Annotated in this window: 20 protein-coding genes and 1 pseudogene; 6 read left to right on the forward strand and 15 right to left on the reverse strand. The window is 60.3% G+C overall.

The genetic code is table 11. The features are described from left to right. The 3 genes and pseudogenes from ACL03I_RS37965 to ACL03I_RS37975 all read right to left on the reverse strand — a co-directional run. Positions 1–389, reverse strand: a pseudogene (locus ACL03I_RS37965) (transposase); the annotation flags it as partial. 692 nt (positions 390–1,081) lie between these two features. After that, complete coding sequence (locus ACL03I_RS37970) at positions 1,082–2,242, reverse strand: iron-containing alcohol dehydrogenase (RefSeq protein ID WP_412808460.1); 1,161 nt, start codon at positions 2,240–2,242, stop codon at positions 1,082–1,084. 13 nt (positions 2,243–2,255) lie between these two features. Next, positions 2,256–3,746: a CoA-acylating methylmalonate-semialdehyde dehydrogenase gene (locus ACL03I_RS37975; protein WP_412808461.1), complete on the reverse strand. Its 1,491-nt coding sequence runs from the start codon at positions 3,744–3,746 to the stop codon at positions 2,256–2,258. Positions 3,747–3,858: 112 nt separating this feature from the next. Here ACL03I_RS37975 and ACL03I_RS37980 point away from each other — a divergent pair, with 112 nt between their 5' ends. After that, a complete protein-coding gene (locus ACL03I_RS37980; protein WP_412808462.1) occupies positions 3,859–4,755 on the forward strand; it encodes a LysR family transcriptional regulator in 897 nt (298 codons plus the stop codon). 231 nt (positions 4,756–4,986) lie between these two features. Here ACL03I_RS37980 and ACL03I_RS37985 read toward each other — a convergent pair whose 3' ends face one another. Next, positions 4,987–5,994, reverse strand: coding sequence for an alpha/beta fold hydrolase (locus ACL03I_RS37985; RefSeq protein WP_412808463.1), 1,008 nt, complete (start codon positions 5,992–5,994; stop codon positions 4,987–4,989). Here ACL03I_RS37985 and ACL03I_RS37990 point away from each other — a divergent pair. Further along, the gene (locus ACL03I_RS37990; RefSeq protein ID WP_412808464.1) at positions 5,977–6,546 is read left to right on the forward strand and encodes a TetR/AcrR family transcriptional regulator; all 570 of its coding nucleotides are present in this window, start codon (positions 5,977–5,979) and stop codon (positions 6,544–6,546) included. The genes ACL03I_RS37985 and ACL03I_RS37990 overlap by 18 nt on opposite strands. Positions 6,547–6,648: 102 nt before the next feature. Here the strand turns inward: ACL03I_RS37990 and ACL03I_RS37995 are convergent, their stop codons facing one another. The 8 genes from ACL03I_RS37995 to ACL03I_RS38030 all read right to left on the reverse strand — a co-directional run bounded on the left by ACL03I_RS37995 (position 6,649) and on the right by ACL03I_RS38030 (position 14,044). After that, positions 6,649–8,205, reverse strand: coding sequence for an AMP-binding protein (locus ACL03I_RS37995; protein ID WP_412808465.1), 1,557 nt, complete (start codon positions 8,203–8,205; stop codon positions 6,649–6,651). Between the two features lie 106 nt (positions 8,206–8,311). Then, positions 8,312–8,899, reverse strand: a complete 588-nt coding sequence (locus ACL03I_RS38000; protein WP_412808466.1) for a TetR/AcrR family transcriptional regulator — start codon at positions 8,897–8,899, stop codon at positions 8,312–8,314. A gap of 302 nt (positions 8,900–9,201) precedes the next feature. Then, the gene (locus ACL03I_RS38005; RefSeq protein ID WP_412808467.1) at positions 9,202–9,729 is read right to left on the reverse strand and encodes a hypothetical protein; all 528 of its coding nucleotides are present in this window, start codon (positions 9,727–9,729) and stop codon (positions 9,202–9,204) included. Between the two features lie 121 nt (positions 9,730–9,850). Then, on the reverse strand, positions 9,851–10,270 hold the full coding sequence (locus ACL03I_RS38010) for a VOC family protein (protein ID WP_412808468.1): 420 nt from the start codon (positions 10,268–10,270) through the stop codon (positions 9,851–9,853). Then, a complete protein-coding gene (locus ACL03I_RS38015; RefSeq protein WP_412808469.1) occupies positions 10,267–11,214 on the reverse strand; it encodes an alpha/beta hydrolase in 948 nt (315 codons plus the stop codon). Before ACL03I_RS38015 ends, ACL03I_RS38010 begins: the two co-directional genes overlap by 4 nt. Continuing rightward, positions 11,204–11,617, reverse strand: coding sequence for a metal-sulfur cluster assembly factor (locus tag ACL03I_RS38020; RefSeq protein WP_412808470.1), 414 nt, complete (start codon positions 11,615–11,617; stop codon positions 11,204–11,206). The genes ACL03I_RS38015 and ACL03I_RS38020 overlap by 11 nt, the downstream gene beginning before the upstream one ends. After that, positions 11,614–12,717, reverse strand: coding sequence for an amidohydrolase family protein (locus ACL03I_RS38025; RefSeq protein ID WP_412808471.1), 1,104 nt, complete (start codon positions 12,715–12,717; stop codon positions 11,614–11,616). Before ACL03I_RS38025 ends, ACL03I_RS38020 begins: the two co-directional genes overlap by 4 nt. Before the next feature lie 64 nt (positions 12,718–12,781). After that, a complete protein-coding gene (locus ACL03I_RS38030) occupies positions 12,782–14,044 on the reverse strand; it encodes a thiolase family protein (protein WP_412808472.1) in 1,263 nt (420 codons plus the stop codon). Between the two features lie 102 nt (positions 14,045–14,146). Between ACL03I_RS38030 and ACL03I_RS38035 the strand changes: the two genes are divergently transcribed. Both ACL03I_RS38035 and ACL03I_RS38040 read left to right on the forward strand, forming a co-directional pair. Then, positions 14,147–14,728 (forward strand): TetR/AcrR family transcriptional regulator, encoded by a 582-nt coding sequence (locus ACL03I_RS38035; protein ID WP_412808473.1) that lies wholly within the window; start codon positions 14,147–14,149, stop codon positions 14,726–14,728. 1,855 nt (positions 14,729–16,583) lie between these two features. Beyond that, complete coding sequence (locus ACL03I_RS38040) at positions 16,584–17,249, forward strand: hypothetical protein (RefSeq protein ID WP_412808474.1); 666 nt, start codon at positions 16,584–16,586, stop codon at positions 17,247–17,249. A 544-nt stretch (positions 17,250–17,793) separates the two neighbouring features. Here ACL03I_RS38040 and ACL03I_RS38045 read toward each other — a convergent pair. Further along, positions 17,794–18,741, reverse strand: coding sequence for a quinone oxidoreductase family protein (locus tag ACL03I_RS38045; RefSeq protein WP_412808475.1), 948 nt, complete (start codon positions 18,739–18,741; stop codon positions 17,794–17,796). A gap of 88 nt (positions 18,742–18,829) precedes the next feature. Here ACL03I_RS38045 and ACL03I_RS38050 point away from each other — a divergent pair, with 88 nt between their 5' ends. Together ACL03I_RS38050 and ACL03I_RS38055 are read left to right on the forward strand one after the other, a co-directional pair. Further along, positions 18,830–19,288, forward strand: a complete 459-nt coding sequence (locus ACL03I_RS38050) for a MarR family winged helix-turn-helix transcriptional regulator (protein WP_412808476.1) — start codon at positions 18,830–18,832, stop codon at positions 19,286–19,288. 108 nt (positions 19,289–19,396) lie between these two features. Beyond that, positions 19,397–19,612, forward strand: coding sequence for a hypothetical protein (locus tag ACL03I_RS38055; protein ID WP_412808477.1), 216 nt, complete (start codon positions 19,397–19,399; stop codon positions 19,610–19,612). On the opposite strand, the gene ACL03I_RS38060 is transcribed toward ACL03I_RS38055, so the two are convergent. Both ACL03I_RS38060 and ACL03I_RS38065 read right to left on the reverse strand, forming a co-directional pair. Next, a complete protein-coding gene (locus ACL03I_RS38060; protein ID WP_412808478.1) occupies positions 19,606–19,827 on the reverse strand; it encodes a hypothetical protein in 222 nt (73 codons plus the stop codon). The genes ACL03I_RS38055 and ACL03I_RS38060 overlap by 7 nt on opposite strands. 959 nt (positions 19,828–20,786) lie before the next feature. Beyond that, positions 20,787–21,380 (reverse strand): TetR/AcrR family transcriptional regulator, encoded by a 594-nt coding sequence (locus ACL03I_RS38065; protein WP_412808479.1) that lies wholly within the window; start codon positions 21,378–21,380, stop codon positions 20,787–20,789. Positions 21,381–21,655 lie beyond the last annotated feature (275 nt).

Below are 21,655 nucleotides of genomic sequence, written 5' to 3' on the forward strand. Positions count from 1 at the left end.
CGACCAAGCAATTCTCCGTACGTCCAGCGGTGCCGGAATACTGGCGCTGCACCCCAGCGGACTTCGTGCCCTTCTTCAGGAACCCGCTCTCGTCACCAGCCAGTACAGCTCCGGGTCAACGAGATGTTCGACCACATAGTCACGCACATCGTCACGGCCGCCGTCGACATCCCAGTCGGCGGCGCGCATCGGCGGCGCGCAGGCCGCTGCATCCCATCCGAACTGCCGTCACCGGCACGCTCGGCCAGCGTCCACCCGTTCTGCGTTCCAGACCGCCAGCGACCCCGACACATACCCGCGTGCCCGTCCCCGCGGCTCAGCGCGAGTAAACCGCTCTCCGACCTCGCCATCAACGAATCCAGCTCGACCACAGCACGACCCAACACCACCCGACAGGTAAACCATGCGAGTGCAGCTGCACTATTAAGGCGGCGGATGTTCAGTTGCTTCCGGGCCCGCCTGTATGGCCAACTTCGCTGTCAACCTACCGACACCATTGGCGGGTGCGGAGCCCGATACAAAAAGGTTATGCGGGGCGTCGATAAAGCGTAAGTGTCGGAAGCGACATCTATAGCACTATCTCCGACACCGACTCGTCTCGTGGCAAGCTGCCTCGCTGACATCTGAACAGCGTTCATGTAAGTCGAACGGATCTCGGCAAACTCCTGCAATGGATTCGCACGTGCCCGAGCGGGAAGCACCTTCAGCCGCGACAGCAATATAGAATATAGTCTTGTGACGCTCGGTTGCTGCGAGAAATCGACCTGTCTCCGCACCCAAGCCACTTCCACGGTGTTCCGCGGCTGCCACTCCAGAGGCGCACGCAGTGACAGTCGGGCGGGTCACCCGACCGTCTCCCGCGGTGAACAACTCCGCGAAGCGGCAGGACAGCCGACACCCGACCCGCGCACCCGCCACGTCGCACCGGGAAGAAGCCGGGCATGACCCTACGCCTACGCATCCGCTTTCGGTGCTCACGAGCTGATGAGGCAGACGAGGCGCGCATCGAGCGCCAGCGGCCTCGATCACCCCGCTGTCCATTCCTCGCATCCGCCGCAGCGCGGAACCGGTTTCGCCGAGACTACTCGAAAACGTCGGAATACAGCGTCTCGATCTGGTCGGCGGTGGGTACGACCGGATTGTTTCCGGGTGACCCTGACTCGAGCGCCTGGTGAGCCATCAGTGGAATCAATTCATTCCATCGGTCACGGTCGATGCCATAGGCGAGCGGTGTCGGGACCTTCAAGTCTTGGCACAGCTCGGTCAGTGCGTCCACGAAGAACCAGGCGGCGACCGAGTCGTTCGCAGATTCAGCGGCAACTCCGAACGCCCGGGCGCAGTCAGCGTAACGGCTTTCTGCCCCCGATATGGAGAAGGTCGTGACCGCGGGCAGCAGCATCGCGTTGGACAGCCCGTGCGCGACATGAAAGTGCGCGCCAATCGGCCTGCTCATCCCGTGCACGAGCGCGACGCTCGAGTTCGAGAACGCCATACCGGCTTGTGTGGATGCGATCATCATCGCCTCCCGCGCCGTAGTATTCGCCCCGTCCTGGTAGGCCGTTCTGATGTTCTTGCCGATGGTACGGATCGCCGCGATCGCCAGGCCGTCGGAGAACGGGTGCGCCTTGCGGCTGACGTACGCCTCGATGGCGTGGGTGAGCGCGTCGATCCCTGTGTCTGCGGTCAGGCGCGGCGGCATCGACACGGTGAGTTCGAAGTCCACGATCGTGGCGATCGGCAGAAACGACAGCCCGGGACACAGCATCTTTTCGTCGGATGCGCTGTCCGTGATCACGGTGAACTGCGTGGCCTCCGAACCGCTGCCCGCGGTTGTGGGGATGGCGATGATGGGCAGTGACGGCCCCGAGTAAGCATTTGGAGCTTTGTACTCGCGCATCGTTCCACCGCGCGCCGACAGGACTGCGAGGGCTTTGGCGGTGTCAATGGGGCTGCCGCCGCCGAACCCGATCACTGAATCCGCACGATGGTCCGCCAGCACACGCAGCCCATCCTCCAGGCATTCGGTGGTGGGGTCGGGCACGGTGCCATCGAACAGCGCAGGAGTCACGCCCGCCGCGCGCAGCAGATTCATGACACGTTCGGCAGCACCGGTGGAAGTCAGGTATTTGTCTGTGATGACGACTGGACGCTGCAGGCTCAATTGGGCCACGACGGTGCCGATCTCGTTGACGGCACCCGCGCCGATCCGGGCGAAGCGAGGCAGCGCTACTTGAACGCTCATGTTGCCGATGTCCTTAGTCGTTCTGCGGGAAGCCGAGGTTGATTCCGCCGTGGCTGGGATCGAGCCAGCGACTGGTCACGACCTTGCCTCGGGTGAAGAAGTGCACGCCTTCCGTGCCATGGGCATGGGTGTCGCCGAACAGCGAGTTGTTCCAGCCGCCGAAGCTGTAGTACGCCGTCGGTACCGGGATCGGGACATTGATGCCAACCATGCCGACCTCCACCTCGGTCTGAAAGCGGCGCGCGGCACCTCCGTCATTGGTGAAGATCGCGGCGCCGTTTCCGTAGGGGTTCGAGTTGACCAGTTCCAGGGCGTCGTCGTAGGAGTCGACGCGCAGGACCGACAGAATGGGCCCGAAGATTTCGTCGGTATAGACCGACATGCCGGCGTGCACATGGTCGATCAGGGTGGGGCCGAGCCAGAATCCGTTCTGGTCGCCGTCTGCGCGCACAGTTCGCCCATCGAGCACAACAGCGGCGCCATCGGCTTCGGCGGCATCGATATAGGAGGCGACCTTGTCGCGGTGCGCCCTGCTGATCAGTGGCCCCATGTCAGCCTTCTTGGTGCCGTCACCGATCCTCAGGGTCCTGGCCCGATCCTTGATCTTGACGACGAGATCGTCGGCGATGCCGCCGATGGCGACGACTGCGCTGATGGCCATGCAGCGCTCCCCGGCGGAGCCGAAGCCGGCGTTCACCATGGCATCGGCGGTCGAGTCGAGGTCGGCATCGGGCAAGACAACGGCATGGTTCTTCGCTCCTCCAAGGGCTTGAACGCGTTTGCCATGGGCGGTGCCAGTGGCGTAGACGTACTGGGCGACCGAGGTGGAGCCCACGAATGAAATGGCCTTGATCGCGGGGTTGGTGAGCAGTTCGTCAACGGCGATCTTGTCACCGTGCAGGACGTTGAAGACGCCGGCAGGCAGCCCGGCTTCGGCCCAGAGTTCGGCAATCCAGTTCGCGGCGCTGGGGTCCTTTTCACTGGGCTTGAGGATGACCGTGTTGCCGGTGGCGATGGCGACCGGAAAGAACCACATCGGAACCATGGCGGGAAAGTTGAACGGAGAGATGATCCCGACCGGACCTACAGGCTGGCGGATCGAATGCACATCAACGTTGGTTGACGCGTTCTCGGTCGCTCCCCCCTTCAGCAGATGCGTTATGCCGCAGGCTAATTCAACAACCTCCTGGCCACGGGAGACCTCGCCGAGGGCGTCTGAGAGCACTTTGCCGTGCTCAGCGGTGATGATCGCGGCCAACTCTTCCTTGCACGCGTTAAGCAACTCCCGGAAGGTGAACACGACGGCGGTGCGCTTGGCGAGTGAAGTGTCACGCCAAGCGGGGAACGCAGCGACGGCGGCATCGATCGCGGCGCGGGCGTCCTCGCTACCGGCCAGAGCCACGTGCCGTGTCACCTCACCGGTCGCGGGATTCGTCACCGGCGCTGTGTTCCCGCTGGTTCCGGGATAGAGCTTGTTGTTGATCCAATGCGTGACGACAGACATAACGATTGCTCCTGGGGTCTGGAGGTTGCCAGTCGAGTCTGGTCGGGCAACATTGCATACGTCAACCAGTAAAATGGCATTGCGAAATGCAAAATTGCAGGAGGGTGTAGTCATGTTCACTGCGGACAACATGCGGTTTCTGCTCGAGTTGTCTCGCACCGGGCGAATCGCGGACACAGCGAGACGGCTGGGCGTGGACCAGACCACGGTGTCACGAAAGATCTCACGGCTCGAGAAAGATACAGGCATTCGGCTTTTCGACCGCGGTACGTCCGGATGGCAACTGACCGAAGCGGGGCGAAGGCTGTTACCGTACGCGGAGTCAGTGGAATCGACTTTGCTCGCCGCGCTCGACGAGACGTTGTCAGCGTCATCGGGAAGCCTGACCGGAACGGTTCGGATTCTCACCCCAGACGGATTCGGCGCCTTCGTGCTCGTTCCGGGACTGGGCGCGGTGCGGGCCGAGCACCCCGATCTGTTCACCGAATTGCTGACGTCGACAGCTCACGACGTGCTGACAGGTAGGGATTTCGACATCGCCGTAACTCTCGAGCGCCCCTCGCCGCGCTCGGTTGTCGTACGCAAGCTAGCGAACTACGACCTGCGCCTCTATGCGTCCCGGCAATACCTTGCCAATCAGAAGAAGATTACTTCTAGAGACGATCTGCGGAAGCACACGATTATCTGGTACGTCGATGCGTTTCTGGATGTGGAGCCGCTGCGGATCCTGGATGCACTACTGCCGGAGTGCCGGGCGCACATTCAAACAAACAACATCACAGGCCACTACCAGGCAGTGAAACACGGGATAGGGATCGCGCCGTTGCCCAGCTACATCGGTGCGTTCGACGACGATCTCGTGCCGGTGCTGAACGATGAATTCCTCGCTCAGCGGACCTACTGGCTGGTCGTGCCACGGGAACTGACACGGCTCGCCAGAGTGAGGGCAATTACGGACCTTCTCTATTCCATTGTCAAGAACAATCCCGAACTCCGTGCCGCTCGGTGATCGTCAGGCCTTCTCGTCGAGCAGCGGCAAGCGTGTTGCCTGCTGGGGCGAGGAGCTTGAGATGGCGAGATGTGTACCGAATGGGTATCGACCTATATCGGCGCCCTGACACATCCCGGATCGAAAAATTGATTATTGGTACGTGGTGCACATGCCCGGTCATCGTGCGCTTCGAGGCGCTCTTCGACTATGCCACTCTTGACTAATGACTCGTTGCCACAGAGATTGGCACTATATGCTCATAAACCGACCGATCCGGCTAGCAACCCAATCGGGGCGTTCTTCAGCAATAAAATGACCAACTCCCGACACCGTCTCCATTACCATGTCTTCGGCGTACTTGGAAGACAAGTCAGGGAGCCCCCTGGTGAGCGAGTCGAATTCGCCATTGAGTTGAAGTGTCGGCACCCTCAGACGTCGCTTCGAATGACGCACCATCAGCGCGGGAACTTCTCGGGAAACCAAGCCACGATAATAGCGCGCAGCCGCAACAGCAGCCTCTGGAGCCGTGCTCGCCTGCAGGTACAGCTCAGCTTCGTCCGAGGTGAACGTACCGTTGTGACGCCATTCCCGAAGACGCCCGGCTACGAACCCCGGACTCCCGGCCAGACGTCGCCCGCCGATCGCCAATGCAAAGAAGTGCCACAGCCGCAAGAGCAAACCCGGAGGGGTCGTCAGCGGCATCCATGGCGGCGCGGTAGCCAGGGCTACGAAGCGGTCGATGCGCTCAGGATAATCTAGACAAGCACGGTACCCGGCAGCGCCGCCCATATCGTGGCCGACGAGCCGGGCCCGTTCGATCCCTAAAACGTCCAGAAGCTCGATGATGTCGGCACCAAGTCGTCCGAGACTGTAGCCGCCGCCAGCACTCTCGGACCAGCCCAGGCCCCGAATATCAGGGCAGATAACTCGGTATCCCCTTGTTGATAGTGGCGAAATCAGCTCACGCCAGGCATACCAATGCTGGGGCCAGCCATGTAAGAGCACTAGCGGAGCACCAACTCCTGCATATGCATAGTGGATGCGAAGCCCATCCACGGTGGCATATCCATGCGAAACACCGTCGATGTGAGGCATCGGCAGAGGATTCGTACTCATTCTGACTCCTTCTTTCGAACCGATATCCGAAGCATAATAGATACGCCCGTATCGAGCAATACGACCGATCGTATTTGTTAGAATGTGGTCATGTCTACGAATCGTCGCGGCGATGTTCGCCGCATGCGAATTCTTGAGCACGCGATGCATCTGGCCTCAGTCGAGGGCCTGGACGGCGTTAGCTTCGGGCGCCTCGCCGAAGACTTAGGGATCAGCAAAGGCGGCCTGCAGGCGCTGTTCAGATCCAAGCAGGATCTACAACTGGCCATCATCGCTGCAGCTCGGGGGGTATTCAACCAGCAGGTAGTGGTATCAGCAGAGCACGCCGAGGACGGATTGCCGCGGCTGCGGGCAATGCTCGAAGCGTGGATCGACTACTTGGACTTCTTCGAGGGTGGGTGCTTCTTCACCGCAGCGGCGCTCGAGTTCGCCGGGCGCCCCGGCGCAGTGCACGACGCGATTCTCGACGCCGCGAGTGCGGCATACCAGACTACGGTTGCACGAATCAACCTCGCCCGCCGCCTCGGCGAGCTCCCATCTGATACCGACACCGACCAACTGTTTCTGGAACTGCACGGCGCCGTTCTCGCCGCCAACCATGCTCGTCAGCTTCTGGGGCGTACCGATGCACTGGATCTCGCCCGTAGTGTCGTCCGCGCGCGACTTCACCCACCGCACCACTTGTCTACCTGACCATCCAATGTCACCTGGCTACATAGCCACTCCGCCGAAGGTTAGTTCAGGAATCTGTTCACGAAATACTCAGCAATCTGCAGACAGCGCGTTGATAACGTGTCAATTCACTCCACGCGCCCTACCCGACCAGTAGTTGGCACGCACAGCCTTTTTGTCGTGCTTGCCGGCTGCGGTAACCGGAATAACGTCGACAAAATCGATACTTTTCGGCGCCAGCACACTTCCTTTTTGCTCTTTCACGAACGCGATGAGCTCCGATTCGGACGGCTCGGCCCCTCCCCGTGCCACCACCACAGCCTTGACCGATTCCCCCCACTTCGAGTCCGGAACTCCTATGACACAGACATCCGCCACCGCCGGGTGCCCGAACAATGCCCGCTCAACTTCCTTAGGATAAACGTTGAAACCGCCTGAAACGATCATGTCCTTCTTTCGATCAACTATAAAGAAGTATCCACGCTCGTCGCGTACGCCGATATCGCCAGTGAGAAGCCAGCCGCCGCGCAGTGCTTCGGCAGTTTCGGCGGGCTTGTTAACATATCCTGATGTAAGGTGCGGCCCTTTGACGAGGATTTCTCCCGGCTCACCGTCCGCCACCGTCAGCAGCTCGTCGTCGGCGCATCGGACGTCAGCAATCGACACCGGCCGCCCACATGATCTCAACAGTTCTGGGTCATCAACAGCTCGCAGGTGGTCGTGTTTGCTCAGCATAGTGATCTGGCCGAATGCCTCCGTCTGCCCATACGCTTGTACAAACACCGGACCGAGAATGTCTAGCGCCTGCTCCAGGCGCTCAGCTCCAATTGGCGCGGCTCCGTAGGTAACCGTCCGTAACGACGAAAGGTCATAGTCAGTAATATTTGGCAAGTCGAGTAGCTGGTAGAGCATCGTGGGCACCAACAACACGCTCTCGATCCGCTCCCGTTCGATCGCGTGGAGCAATCGTTCAGGTTCGTATCCCCCTAGTACGACCTGCGTCCCGCCTCTCGACCAGACTGGCATTACATAAAGTTGGCCGCTATGTGTGAGCGGTGCAACATGTGCCGTAACTTCTCCCGGCTGAACGCTGTATTCGACAGTCGCAGAATATAGCGATGTAAGAACCGACCGGTGACTATGCACAGCTCCCTTCGGGTAGCCCGTAGTGCCGCCGGTGTATTGGACCCAACATTCCTGATCGACATCTACCGACGGCGCCCCAGGACCATGAGGTTGCCCGTCCCGAAGAGCTGAGAGTAGGTATCCTTTGGGGGGTACCGCATCGGAGGCCGTCGCAATCGCAAACTCGATGCCGATATCGAGAAGCTGGTGCGCGCGTTCTGCGTTCGCAAGATCGAACACCAACCCGCGCGCCTTTACATCGGCAAGCATGTAGCGCTGATCCTGCGCGGAGAGTCGCGCATTCAACGGGACGATCGTTAGCCCAGCCCATAACGCACCGTACATCACTGCGATCAGATCTGCCGAATTCTCCATCACGAACGCTAGCCGATCACCCGCCCGCAGACCCATTGCCAAAAAGGCACGTCCAGTTCGTCGGATTTCCCCGAACATCTGATCATAGGTCATCCGCAAGTCGCCATGGATCAGAGCCGTCTCCGACGGATAGGCAAGTGCAAACGCATCTAATGCGCTACCAAATGAACGCCCGATCATGGCTGAACTCCCGTCACAATTTCCTCCGGGTCAAATCGACTGCGAGCACGCAGAGAACCATCTTCTTACATTATCCGAGTATTTCACTATCATCAATATAATTTAGTCACAGCTTCGGATCATCGGACAGGTAAATAGTGCGCAGCCAGATCCACGAGGTCATATCAACAAGGTCATCGGGAGCAAGCGCCCCAGGTGCGTTGATAAAGATGAGGAACTGAGTTCGCTCACCGTGCCAGATCAAACTTTCAGCGAGGCGTTGCGCATCCGGTCCGGGTGGCGCTACTCCGCGTTCCCGCTCCAGCTCGATCGCCGTTCTTGTGCGATCGATCAGACCGTTGATGATCTCGAACCAACCCTCACGAACTTCCGGAACAGCGTTCCAAAGGTCAGATGCCTCACGCAAGACAGCTTGGTGTTCGAACCAAACGTTCTTCATACCGCGCATGGTCGCAAACAATGACTCCCGAGGACTCACACTTTCGGGACGGTCGAACCATGCACCGGGCAGATCGGACAGGTTGATTGCTTCGGCGGCAACACGCCGGAGGAGCGCCGCATACGCCTCATACTTCGACTTGTAGTAGTGATAGAAGCGTGTTCGTGTAATGTGCGCCGACTGCGCGATCTCTTCGACGCCGAGATCTCGCAATGCCGTGTCACGCAACAATTTTTCAAGCGCGTCAAGAATCACCTGGTCGCGCCGCCTGCGAACCTTCCGGGGGGCAGAGTTCTGAGTCCCGACTGACACTAGATGCACTCCTTAGGGCTGTCACTCCATAGCCTGCAATTAGATGTTATACGGCACGTTCCAGATTCAGTAACGGGCGGGATCATCTTGTTGCACGGCCACCGTCACCGCAAACGATGTCGTCGATGGTCCATACTCCCTTCTCTCACGCTTGCTCCCCATCGCGTTTCCTTGCCGACAAACGGAAGGTCCGAGTGCCTCTCCGGAAATCGCTGACACAACGTGTGCGCATGATTAGTATCATGTCATTTGCTTCTCCCACGAACGCCTGCTCCGAGCGGCAATTGCAGATGCCGCGCCCGTATCTCACCGACCATCCCGGCATACCCCTCGCGCACTTCGCCCAGGTGGGACCATGCCTCGTGTCGCAGTTCGCAGTCGGCTGAATGGAGTACCGTCCACCATGCCTCGGAATAGGTTTGTGCTATATGACTGATCGCCTCACCGAGCGAGTGCGTATGCTTGCGGGCGCAATTCGTTCGTGGCACATTGCGCGCGGCCCACATATCGATGTCATCCACAAGTCTCTCGATACCTGCGCGAATCCGCTCGCAATCGAAGCCGGATGAACACGGCACCCCACCGCGCTTGTGCCGAGTCAGTTCAGCGTGTAAATCACTCAGTTCCCGCGCCCAGTTGACGAGAGGTGAACCGCTGGCCAGCCGACCCGAGATCGCTTTGAACAGTTCGGCGGGCTCGAGAAGCGGTACCGCCCATGACGGCCGCGCCGGGGCATCCGACCGTGCCATTGATGGGCAGCCGTGCAGGTACATCCTTCACCTCCTTATGGAGCCTCCACTCACCAACCCGGCCTGCCTCGTCTTCACACACACCCGCATACAGATGCGGTGGGAAGACGGCCACCCTGTTATCTGTCAGCACGGGGGTTCGTCTTCACTGCCGTCGCTGAACCAGCTGTACCGTCACTCCAGGAGCGTTGGCCGGCCGGACCATCAAGTGGCGGGCACCGCCGAACTCAAGTGGGCAATCGATCTCGGTCCCATCGGGCGCGGTGAATCGAGCTCCCGAACGACGTAGTCGCATGGCAGCGTCGTCGATGTCACCCACCCGGTAGGCGACGTGGTCCAGGCGAACCGACAGGCCAGCCAGGCGCTCTTCTGCCAATTCCGCGTCGGCGATTTCCACCAATTCGACAGTAATGCCGCCTCCTGTCAGATACACAACCTTGATCGAATACTCGGGAGCGGATGCCTCTGACACAACGCGCAGGCCGAAAGGCTCCGCGAAAGCAGCAATTCCTGCGTCGAGTGACCGCACGACATAACCAACGTGGTCGGTCGCATCGAGCATCATGAAACCCTTTCTATAGAGGCAAGTTCCGCCCCCACCATGGCACCGAACTTTTCGAAGAACAGGGCTGCCGATGGAATGGCCTTCGGAACCAAAACCGCAGGATGAACAAGGCCGGGTACTTCCCAATACCGCACACGCACGCCAGCCTGCTGCAGCGCGACCGCGTAGCGAGCGCCATCATCGCGTAGAGGGTCGTACTCGCCTGTGAAGATCAGTGCGGCCGGCAGCCCGATATGGCTGTCGGCGCACAATGGGGACAGTAGCGGGTGACTCACCTCCACACCGGGAGCGTATTGCTCCAGCGCCCAGCGAAGCTGTGGCTTGCCCAGCAAATAGCCTGTGCCGAACTCTTCCCATGACGGCGACTCCAGTCGCAGATCGAGTAGCGGGACCAGGAGGAATTGCCGCGAATAGGAAACGTCACCGCGTTCTCGAGCCATCAACGTTGCCGCAGCGGCGAGGTTACCACCGCTACTCTCGCCGAGAATTGCAAATCTATTCGCATCGCACGACAGGGCCGTAGCGTGCTGCTGCAGCCAACTCGCCGCCGCATGCACCTCTTCGATCGCCGTCGGGAATCGCGATTCAGGAGCCAGTCGATACTCGACGGCCGCCACCACACATCCGCTCCGATTGGCAAGGGCCCGATAGTACTCATCCTGCAGTGATACACTCATCCGTACCCAGGAGCCGCCGTGGACACCGACAATAAGTGGCGGTGAGCCTTCGACATCCGGCCTATACAGCCGTACCGAAATGTCCCGGCCACCGGCGACAGGGATAGAGATATCACGTATTTCCGCCAATTCCTCTGCATCAAAGCTCAGGGCGCGCAAAGCCTCGCCTGCGGCGCGAAATTCCTCGACCGAGAAGCTGTCGTGTATGTTTCCGGAACGAGCGTTTGCTCGCTCCAGAAAAGCCCGTGTCTCGACGTCAAGAGGCATGCTCGCCTCGCTGACGAAGTGCATCGCGGAATGTGGCCGCAGTGGGCCTTCGTGCCATAAGATCGGCCCGGTCGCGGGATCGCGCGGAGTCGAGTCTCTGACGGCCCTCCGGTGTCATCATTTCGGGAGTCCAGACCGCGATGGCGTCGATCTCAGCGCGAACGCTGCGAACGCCGGGAAGTGCAGCGATGCGCTCGTCCGCGGCGGCCAAAATGGAACCGATCAGCACACACGAAGGCGAGGTCGCACGCAAAATGAGCTGCACGTCTCCCTCCTCATTTACCTCAACCAGCGACACCAGACCCAGGTCGACGATGCTCGTGGGACGACCGGTTGCGATACTGCAGGGGTCCTTGACTGTTCCGAGTGCGGCCACTACCTGCTGTTGGAGAACGGAACTCATGCCAGGCTCGCTTCCTGAAGAGACTCGGCGTTTGCAAGATAGGCCCGCCAGTTGGAATACGCCTCTTGGCGACCGGTCTGCGCACGTGTCCGGGCGAACTCGTCATCGGCGATACGCGACTTCGCCTCCTCGATATCGAGGCCAATGATCCGCGCGTAGTTTCCCCCGAGGATCATCGCTTTGTCTTCCTTGGTGAGCGGGACACCGAACGTTTCGATCGTCTCATCACTGAATTCCAAGTCTCGAAATCTTTCGAGTATCGGCTGCGAGTGTAGAACCAGGCTGCCATCGGAGTAGATGATCTTCTCCGCACCGCCATACATCATTAGTTCGGCGAGCGTTTGTTCGAAAAGCCGGGGGGCCCGATTAAGCAGCCCGGTCGTGGCTTCGAGGTTGGCGTAGATATTGCTGTAACAACCGATCGCCCATGCTGTCTCGGTCGTGAATGCCATGCCTGCGTGAATGATTTCGAAGACGAGGTCCGGAAAAGCATCGGCCGCCCCTGTGACATCGTCGATACGGAAGGGGTTCATTGGCACGGCACCCAAGGGCACTGCCTTGTGCACCGCAATGGTTTTGATACCGGCCTCCTGAGCACGCTCGAACAGCGGGAAGGCCAGAGAAGTATCATCCATACGCCAGCTACGCAGCGGGTCAATCTGCGCAGGGTAGAGCTTGAGCCCGACCGCGTTGGGTAAGTCAGCCAACTGCTCGTCGAGTTCGCGCAGGCAGGTCTTCAACCCTTTGGTCGGATCCAGCCCGACGTACGCCAGCATTCTGTCGGGGTACTTGGTGACCGCCTCCAGCGTTTTCCCATGCCGCACTTGGCCGTCCTTGAAGTACGAGTCCAGCCGCAGCGTATGCGACGCAGCCAGGTCCACATCGCTCTCGAGGAACAAGGATTTTGCGAGCACCTCGATGGGCCAGTCATGAGCCTGCTCCTCAGCCGACAACGTTTGCACCCCTGCGGGATTCCACCCGACATGCAGCGCTAGCAGGAAGTCATAGAGGGTCTTCGCCCACCTATTGGGCTGAAGGTTGTCGGGCGCCATGTTGTAGGCATGGGCCACCGGATTGATGACGAAGAAGTCGTCAAGCATGAGAACTCCTATGAGTAGTGATGCGCTTCACAAACTATACACGACGTCGTGTCATGTCAAGGCCTCAGGAAACGCGTTGAAGGATTGTCGTCGAACACACTGCGGCATCGAGGTCCAGGATGCCGCCCCCGTTCTCGACCAGGCCGATCCGCGCACCATCTACTTGGATCTCGCCGGCTTCACCACGAAGCTGAAGCGCCAGTTCGTGGAGCATCAGGATTCCTGTAGCGGCGATCGGATGGCCGCGCGAGACCAAGCCACCAGAGGGATTGACTGGCGTACGGCCGTCTCGGGCCGTCGCTCCCGACGCCGTGAACGGTCCGCCGTCACCTCGCGCGCACAGACCGATGTCCTCGATGAGATGGATTTCGGCGAACGAGCTGGCGTCATGCAACTCGACGATATCGAGGTCCCCCGGCCCCAGGTCAGCCATCCGATACGTTGTCGACAGCGCGCGCACCGGAGCACGGTCGTTCTCCCAGGTAGCATGGAGTCGCCCTCCGGCCACGTCGTGTCCGCGCACAAGAAGCGCACGCTCCCTGACGTCCGCGGGCTGCCGGGCCAGATATCGCTCGGAACACACCAGTATCGCACCGCCCGCATCACCGCGCGGCGCGCACATCGCCCGAGTGAGCGGTGGGACGACAAGACGATCCTCGAGCACCTCATCGACAGTCATAGGAAAGCGGTATTGGGCTCTCGGATTGCCGACAGCATTGCAGTGATTCTTCGCGGCCGCATGCGCGATCTGCCTCACGGTCGTGCCGTATCGGCGCATGTGCGTCAGCGCCAAGATCGCGTATACATCCATTGCGGCCGACCGCCCGTCACCAGGGCTGAACGAAACACCAAGCTGCTCGGCAGCAGCATGATACGGCCTCCAGAACCACCCTGGATCGAGCATGTTTCCGGTGCCCTCGATCCACCGCAGCAATTCGCCGCCGGGTCGATCTGCGTCGTTCATCTTCTCGACGCCGATCGCCAGGGCCAGGTCAGCCCCTTGACGAACTGCACTCCACGCACCATTGAAGGCAACCGACCCACTAGCACATCCACCGTCTACGTTGACGATACGCAGACCGACGGGCATGCTCCCCTCTTCCATCAGAGGGCCCAGAACGGCCTGGCCTCGTAGCGCACGCTGTTCCCAGAAGTCCATCAGAGTGCTGGCGAACCAGACTCCCTCGATCGACTCCGAATCCGGGCTGCCCGCATCGTCGAGCGTGTTGAGGTACGCCTCGCGAACGAGATCGGTGAAGGAACACTTCTCGTGTCGACCTACCGGGGTCGCGCCTACTCCAAGAACATATACCGGTGTCTCTCCCATAGGCATGTTGTACCATTTGGTACACAGCTTGTACATGGGCGGCATCACCGCCGGTCTATGATCACTACAAACCTCGAACAGCCACCCCGCATCAGTGAGACCATGACGGAGCCGACCAATAAAGCACGCCAGCGCCTGCTAGAAGACCTGTTGGCCTACATGCGCGCGAACGGAACCGGGGACATGAGCCTGCGCCAGCTTGCAACAGCGATTGGCACTAGCCACCGGATGCTCATCTATCACTTCGAGTCCAAGACAGGTGTCCTTATTTCTGTCGTCGACGCAATCGCTCAGCGTGAACGCCGACTGATCGACGACATGTTCGCCTCGAACAACCAGCTGCCCGTAGTCGAGCAGCTTCGCGCGGTCTGGCATAACGCGACCAGCACTCGCTTTCTCGAATACGCCCGCCTGTTCTTCGAGCTCTACGGCCAAGCCCTACATGGCCGAGCGCACACCGCCAGGTTTCTCGACGGCGAGATCGAACGCTGGCTCGAGCCTCTCACCGGCTTATACACCAGCAACGGCCTCGCCTCTCATGTTGCCGGCATCCAAGCACGGCTTACGCTCGCAACCATTCGTGGGCTGCTGCTAGACCTCCTCGCGACCGGCGACCGAGAGGCTGTCGATCTAGCCTTTCAGCACTTCCTGGGGTACCACCACCCCTGCCCGGAAGCCGACTGAAGGCAGCATGAAGGCGACTCGAACTTGATCTGACCAGCAGAACTCGAATGCCGCGGGAAGATCGATTCATCTGAGATCTTAAGATCTACGGCGGCAGGCCACGATAGATACATAGGACCTGATCGAGCAGGCTGTGCCCAGATCCACCCCATGGCGCCTAGCCGGAAAGATGCGCGATCGCAATACCTTGCCCAGGCTTCGCTCGGCCGAGGGCGACGCTGCCCGCACAGGCGCTCGGCGCCGGATAGCGGACCGAAGGCGAACCGACCATCCGCAAAGGCCTCGTGCCGGTTGGTCAGCCGACCATACGGTCCTGGTGCCTGATAGACCCCTGCATACGGCGCAGAAGGGGCATTCGTCGAAGCCCTCCGCCAGGGCGCACGAAGCACCAGTAGCGAACTATTCAGGCTCCAACCACCCGAGCCTCTCCGGCTCCGGCACAAGGAATTACGACGACCAACTGTCACTCGATAGACCCGACCCGCGCCTGATGTGCGACCTTGCCCACCATCGCAACCAGAGCAATGACTGGTGCGCCTTCTCAGCCTTGACGATTGACTTCACTAGCCTATTCAGTCAAAACTGAACTGACGGGACAGCGGCCGATAGGTGGTGTTACCCCGATGGGAACGGTTCCGTTGTCGTTCGTAGAGGCAATTGCGTTCACCACTCTGTGCACGCGCGTTCTGGGCGCACAGGCCGTCGGGGCGATCGAGGACAAGCCTACCGCCCAAGCCCCGCGGACACGGTCCGACGCTTGCTGGTCCGACAGCCGGACGCGCCCTGGTGGTCCGGCGTGGGCGTTTCCGTATGACCGCATTGCCCCAGTCGGTCCATCGCAAGGGCGCAAACTTCCCCCAGCAGTGAAGAGGTAACAATGGATAATTTTTTGCGGGTTGACGCCGACTTGTTACGGGAGCTTGTGCCAGAACTCCTCGACCTTGCCGGCACTGCTCAGGGAGAATTGGACCGACTGAAGTCCAGGCTTCAGAGAGAAGGGCAGTGTTGGGGGCATGACGAGCCCGGCCGGGCCTTCGGAGAAAACTATGAACCTGCCGCAAGAAACGGGATAGCTAGCTTCGAAGATCTGGTGGCGAATATGCGCAAGCTAGCCGACCGAGTTGCAGAATCTGCAGTAGCATTCCATCACGAAGATCAACACCTCAGCTCGCGGATAAGAAATCTAGAGTCGACAGATCCTGCCGACCGTCTCCGACCACCAGCCGTACCGCTCACACAGGCCCGAGGGGATGCCCAGCAGCTATTGGAATCCCCTTTTGACCTGTTTCCCCCCTCGCCTGGTCCAGATGATGGCACGCATTTGACCTTGCATGGCACTTCGCGCCTCCATGATATGGAGGCCACGCAGCCACCAGGCATCACCCAGCCTTCCGAGCTTACGGCCAACCGGCCGAGCGGCCAGCTCAGCGCGGCTGAGCTTCCGGCACCTACCGGGCATGACAGCGATTCTTACGAGCGCGCCGAGCCTCCCAACTCGCAGCCAGCACCTGCCCGCACTCCACACAATGCCGCGCCCTCGACAGCGGACGCGACCTCCATCGCCGACAAACCAGGCAACCGCTTATCTGCGGTGACCTCAGACCCGACACGCAAAACGATGAACCGTCCACAGAGTGCCACACCGCCGCAGCAGAGTAGGCCCAGTACACCGTGGACACACACGGGAACCAGCACTTCCCCGCCCGGACGAGCCATTCCGTCGACACACTCCGGACAAAACCAACCTGCGTTGAATCGCGTGCAGCCAGGCAAAAAGACGAAACGACCCAAATCACGCGCAGCCGAGCGGACTGAGCCGCTTCTTGCCGCTCAGACTGATCCAGAGGCGCTCGCAATGGTTCGGGATCTCGGCGCTCGACACGGCCTGCAGACTCTGGGCTTCGAGACCTCGGGGATTCAGAAACCAACCGTCGCCGACATGGCGACGGCAGTCGACGACATGCTCGCGAAGTATCCCTTCCTCGCACTCCGCGGGATCCGGCTCGCGGATTTCAAAGGTATTGCGTCTCACGCCGGCCGGGATCAAGCAGATCAGCACCAAGATCGCGAAGCCCGCACACCAGCATGGATCCTCATCGACCAATCACTGGCCGCGAACCCGATTCCACAGGGCGAAACAGCAGGTCAGACCAGCCAACCACAACCTCGACCCGACGACCGACCCATGTACGCGGCCGTAGTCCACGCCATTGGCCGTATACTTGAGACAACAGCTGGCACACAACCACGACAGCTCGCAGAGAGTGCCCTGATCACCGAATACCAGCGAATCAGCGGCCCCTGGACAACCGACACACTCGCCACCGTCGTCGACGGCTACCGCAGCTGGCGCGCGCAACTGAACCCCGCATGCTTCACAGACCGTCGCCTCGACCGCCCTAGCGCCCTTATCGAAGCATTCACAGAAGTCGAACTCCACAACGACCACGCATGTGGCCCCGCAAAAGTACTGCACCGGCTGATCGTCGAACACGCGCGAGAGCGCTCCAACACCCAATGACTGTGCATGTTCGCTTCGATTTTGCTCGTCGACGAACGACATACCTCGTGGGTAAATCACGCAAACAGCCAGACCAGCCTCGGGTCGGATCCGACCCGAGGCTCGATCGAAAAGAGTCACACCATGTAAGCATGATCTATCTGTTGACTCACTCGATAACCTTGGCACGTAGCATCCGGATCCCAGTTTCATCAGCTTCCCACCGCAGCGGCAGGCTCGGATAGTGATGCGTGCGCTCGTCCGAGAAAGTTGATTTTGCACTTTCACTTACACGGCTGACTGTCACGCCATCTGGACACAGGCCATTTCGCCACATCGCTCAGACAAAGCTCCAGACTTGCAAGGAGCATGGTGGATCAACCATATGCGGCCGGTTTCATCCACAGTTCCGCCTATTCACGCGGCCGATCCGGCGGCAATACCGACTTCCATGATCTGTGGAGACACGCTCCCCCATCCCATACAAAGACCGGATTCCCCGCGGCATCGAGTGACGCCACACTCAGCAAACATCGTCGTCTTTCGGCCAGCGGTTCAGCTCGGTTCAACCGACGCGGACGATGCTTTTACCTGTGGTCATTCCTCCGGCGAGATTGATAATTGCAGTCTCCACATCCGAGAGTGCATACTCGGCGGTGACGTCGATGCGCACCGTTCCTTCGGCCACCAGCGCCATAGCTCGAGCAGCACTGTCAGCCAACCGCTGTGGACGAGTCTGGCTGGCAAGGTTGCTGTTGTAAGTCATCAGCGACTGACCGCGCATCAGCAAGTCATTTGCCGACACGGTGACGGGCTCAAAAGTGGAGATGTTGCCGTAAACGACAATCCGACCGTGCTCAGCCAGCCTCGCCAGACTCGCGACGCGTGTTTCACCGCCGATGGGGTCCAAAATAACATCGAAGGTCTCCTCACCCAACGCCGCTGGAAATTCCTCGCGAACAAGCACCCGGTCGTAACCGAACCGACGGGCGTAATCGACCTGATCGCCGTTGCCGACCACACCGACCACGCGTTCCGCACCCGCTGCGGCAGCGAACTGCCCAGCCAGCGAACCGACTCCGCCTGCCGCAGCGTGGATCAACACGCTATCCCCGGCCCGGACGCCGCCAATCGTGTTGATGAGGTCGTAGGCAGTCGGGGTGATCCATCCGAACCCCGCCGCGTCCCGCAACGCGACACCTGCGGATTCGATCGCCAACACCGCGGGCGCAACGACGATTTCAGCGTATCCGCCTCCAGCAATCAGCGCGGTGACCGATTGACCGATACGTGCCCCGTCGACACCTTCACCGACCCCAATGATCTCACCCGCGGCTTCGAATCCGGGGACGAACGGACGCGGGATCGGAAAATGGCCTTCACGGACCAACACATCACCGTACTGCACACCCGCGTATGCAACCCGGATCGCCACCTCACCCGGCCCTGGCACCGGCTCGGCCACCTCGTCGATCCGAAACTGGTCGTCCGCGCTCAAAACAACAGCCTTCATCGCATACAACTTTCTACGTTGACTCAGTATCCTGACACCATGAAGGTAATCAGTAACAGATACCTTAGTCAACTAAGGGAATTGTGAGATGGTTGACGTACCAGTCGAGGAGTACCTGTGCACCCGCATCCGTCGCACCGAACAGGCGCGGACGGCCCACCACGAGGCGGTGCTACGTGGATATGGACTGACGATGATCCAGTACATGGTGCTACTGATCTTGTCTCGGGAGGATGGCATGTCCGGCGCCCAACTGGCCCGTGAGTGCGGAGTCACACAGCAGAGCATGGCTACCGTCCTAAGCGGCATGCACAGCAAGGGCCTCATCGACCGGCAACCGTCACCCGTCCACGCGAAGGTCTTGATCACCACGCCGACGGCGGCTGGCCGCAGCTTGCTCGACCGCGCCTACCGAGAAGTCATTGTGCTCGAACGTACTCTCACTCAACGATTCACCCCCGAGGAGCACCAAGCATTCTGCGACTTCCTCGACCGCGCCACTGCCACCCTTGCCGAGCAGACGCCCAGATCTTCCACCAGCCGATGACCAGCACCGCCCGTATCTCCCGGCGATGAGTCATTCTCGCCGATCATTCCGACTCGGATGTCGCAAGCTTCCACAGACGCCGGCGTGTCTGCGTGCGTTGGAAGCCCGATGCCAGATCCGACGGCCGTCGCCGGCGAATGGCTCGGGAACCGGTGTCGGCGGTTCCCCGAATCGGATCGAGACGCCGTCGCGGCTGGTGACGACGTCGTCGACGGCGAGTCGGACGATTGTGCTGAGAGGCTGGCCGTAGAGCAGCAGGGTGAACGTGACCCGCGACCGGAGGTCGATCTCGTTGTCGATGAGGACGGTCGTCGGATTCACTGAGCCACGCCAGGAACTCGGTGGCCCGCATGATCCGGGTCCCGGTGTTGCGGGGGCTGCCGGGTGTCAGCGGTCCGCGTCCGCAGCCAGGGCTGAACCTTCCAGGTGGCGAACTCGTTCACCATCCGACGGTGGTGGCGATTGCCGATCGAGGCGAGGTGACCGGGCAGCCAGCGCTCGAAGAACACCAGCCGCTTGTCGAAGCCCGCAACCTCCACCAGCGCTACGATTCGGCGTCCGTTCTCGACTCCAGGACGCCGGTGTGCGGACCTGCTCAGCACCGACCTGAATCCTGGTCTGCCAGAATCGGATTCTTCATCCGATGAAATAGCGGTCAGAAGTAGCAGCCTTCGGCGAAATCGAGTCGAATATGGCCTAGTCGGTGATAGGGGCCAGTTTCGTGTTCGCGATGCGGATGCGGTTGTGCGTTTAATTGTCCTAATTAGCCCTTCGCTGATCAAGTATGGGGGTCGCTAGGACGCAGGATATCAGCGGGAGCATTATCCAGTTGGCAGATCGCGTCTGCATCTAATACGGTTTGGCGAGCCGCAATTCGACATCCGGTCCTTATATATCGCTGTCCGGCGAGACCACGAGCAGACAAGTGGGCCTGGCGATTCCCGCGATGTGCGATATCCCACATTCGTAGGGCGCAGCCTCAGGCGTGATTTGCAGCGGCGGGCTCAGTTTTATACATGCCAATCCAGATCTACGACCCGGAGTGCCCCGCGCGACAGTTCGAACATCGCCGCCTTGAGTTGTCTAGATTCCGTAGAGTTCGTTTTCTGCCCGGTTGGGCGGTAGCCATATCAATGCTCTCGGTCCCCTCACACACGCCGGGGTGCTCGATGGTAATCGCAGCAACGGCCTGTTCAGCGAGTTCCGAATCTGCCGTTATCCGACCCGCACGCTTCAGGCAGGGTGGTCATATGACCGGCCAGGCGGCAAAGACCAACGTACGTTGCAGCCCACGTCTGGGCGCACCGATGCGGAATGGCGGGCTAGCTGCACCACCGCAACGGCACCATTCTACTGGAATACCACATTTGCCCGTCGGTGCGACTATTGACGATCACTACTTCATCGCTGCGGCCAGGTAGCACTCCCGTCACAGCACTAACCGCAGTATTCTCGTCGGGCAAGACATCCAACGGCGAGGCTACCGCCCGTCACCGATTCAACCACCAAGCCTGGCCGCATCCTTCAACGCACACCGCATTAGCTGCCGCAGCGAGGCATAGGCATCTTCCAGATCGAACGACTCGGGCGCGATACGCCATTGCTGGTGGATGCCGATTACGGATCCCAGCACCACTGCAGCAAAGCCGTCTAGAGTAACTCCCGCGGGCAGCATCGCCGAATCGACCCAAGAATGAATCCGACGCCGCAGTACCTCGTGAAGCTCAGCATACCGGGCGCGTAGCGGAGAACCCGGTTCAGTCGCCTCTGCGATCATCGTGATGAACAGCTTCGTCCCCGGCGCTTGACTCATCTCCACAGCACCTTGGAGTACTCGGTCGAGACCCGCTCCTCTGACTCCAGGGGACTCAAGGTCGACTTCCACCGACGAAACCATCTGCTTGATCACCGCTTCGAGCAGCCCCTCTTTGCTCCCGAAGTGCCATGTGATCGATCCACGGCTGATACCGGACCGATCGGCGATGTCAGCGAAGGTCGTCTGCCGATAGCCCCGTTCCGCGAACAACTCCGCCGCAGCAGCTACCAGCAATTGCTTGCTCTCCTGGGTGGTCTCGGCGCGTCTGGTTGCCATAAGTCGATACTGCCAGACCAACCGATGGGTTGCCAACCGGCCACTCACAAGTTGACCATCTAGTCACAGGTTTTGACCTGCATCCCCCAATCTGGGCGCCCGCAGGGCGAAGACCGACCAGCAGTGTTATTGAGCAATCAAAGCTGTCAATAATGCCGAGTTCGGGCGCTCCGGCTACTTCTAGATCCGGTACCACGCCCGAGTATGGCGAGTACGAGTAGCAGAATCCATCGATGCGGGCATGATCGGAACAAATCGGATTCGCCACTTGAGAT

The organism is Nocardia sichangensis, from assembly GCF_047200615.1.
Lineage (GTDB): Bacteria > Actinomycetota > Actinomycetes > Mycobacteriales > Mycobacteriaceae > Nocardia > Nocardia sichangensis.

Excerpts from the sequence above, each read along its gene's own strand:
- ACL03I_RS38065 (WP_412808479.1), bottom strand. The coding sequence starts at position 21,380 with ATGGCAACCAGACGCGCCGAGACCACCCAGGAGAGCAAGCAATTGCTG.
- ACL03I_RS37995 (WP_412808465.1), bottom strand. The coding sequence starts at position 8,205 with ATGATCGGGCGTTCATTTGGTAGCGCATTAGATGCGTTTGCACTTGCC.
- ACL03I_RS38025 (WP_412808471.1), bottom strand. The coding sequence starts at position 12,717 with ATGCTTGACGACTTCTTCGTCATCAATCCGGTGGCCCATGCCTACAAC.
- ACL03I_RS37980 (WP_412808462.1), top strand. The coding sequence starts at position 3,859 with ATGTTCACTGCGGACAACATGCGGTTTCTGCTCGAGTTGTCTCGCACC.
- ACL03I_RS37975 (WP_412808461.1), bottom strand. The coding sequence starts at position 3,746 with ATGTCTGTCGTCACGCATTGGATCAACAACAAGCTCTATCCCGGAACC.
- ACL03I_RS38005 (WP_412808467.1), bottom strand. The coding sequence starts at position 9,729 with ATGTACCTGCACGGCTGCCCATCAATGGCACGGTCGGATGCCCCGGCG.
- ACL03I_RS38035 (WP_412808473.1), top strand. The coding sequence starts at position 14,147 with ATGACGGAGCCGACCAATAAAGCACGCCAGCGCCTGCTAGAAGACCTG.
- ACL03I_RS37970 (WP_412808460.1), bottom strand. The coding sequence starts at position 2,242 with ATGAGCGTTCAAGTAGCGCTGCCTCGCTTCGCCCGGATCGGCGCGGGT.
- ACL03I_RS38045 (WP_412808475.1), bottom strand. The coding sequence starts at position 18,741 with ATGAAGGCTGTTGTTTTGAGCGCGGACGACCAGTTTCGGATCGACGAG.
- ACL03I_RS38020 (WP_412808470.1), bottom strand. The coding sequence starts at position 11,617 with ATGAGTTCCGTTCTCCAACAGCAGGTAGTGGCCGCACTCGGAACAGTC.
- ACL03I_RS38010 (WP_412808468.1), bottom strand. The coding sequence starts at position 10,270 with ATGATGCTCGATGCGACCGACCACGTTGGTTATGTCGTGCGGTCACTC.
- ACL03I_RS38040 (WP_412808474.1), top strand. The coding sequence starts at position 16,584 with ATGGTTCGGGATCTCGGCGCTCGACACGGCCTGCAGACTCTGGGCTTC.
- ACL03I_RS38030 (WP_412808472.1), bottom strand. The coding sequence starts at position 14,044 with ATGGGAGAGACACCGGTATATGTTCTTGGAGTAGGCGCGACCCCGGTA.
- ACL03I_RS38015 (WP_412808469.1), bottom strand. The coding sequence starts at position 11,214 with ATGCCTCTTGACGTCGAGACACGGGCTTTTCTGGAGCGAGCAAACGCT.
- ACL03I_RS37990 (WP_412808464.1), top strand. The coding sequence starts at position 5,977 with ATGCGAATTCTTGAGCACGCGATGCATCTGGCCTCAGTCGAGGGCCTG.
- ACL03I_RS38055 (WP_412808477.1), top strand. The coding sequence starts at position 19,397 with ATGCCAGATCCGACGGCCGTCGCCGGCGAATGGCTCGGGAACCGGTGT.
- ACL03I_RS38050 (WP_412808476.1), top strand. The coding sequence starts at position 18,830 with ATGGTTGACGTACCAGTCGAGGAGTACCTGTGCACCCGCATCCGTCGC.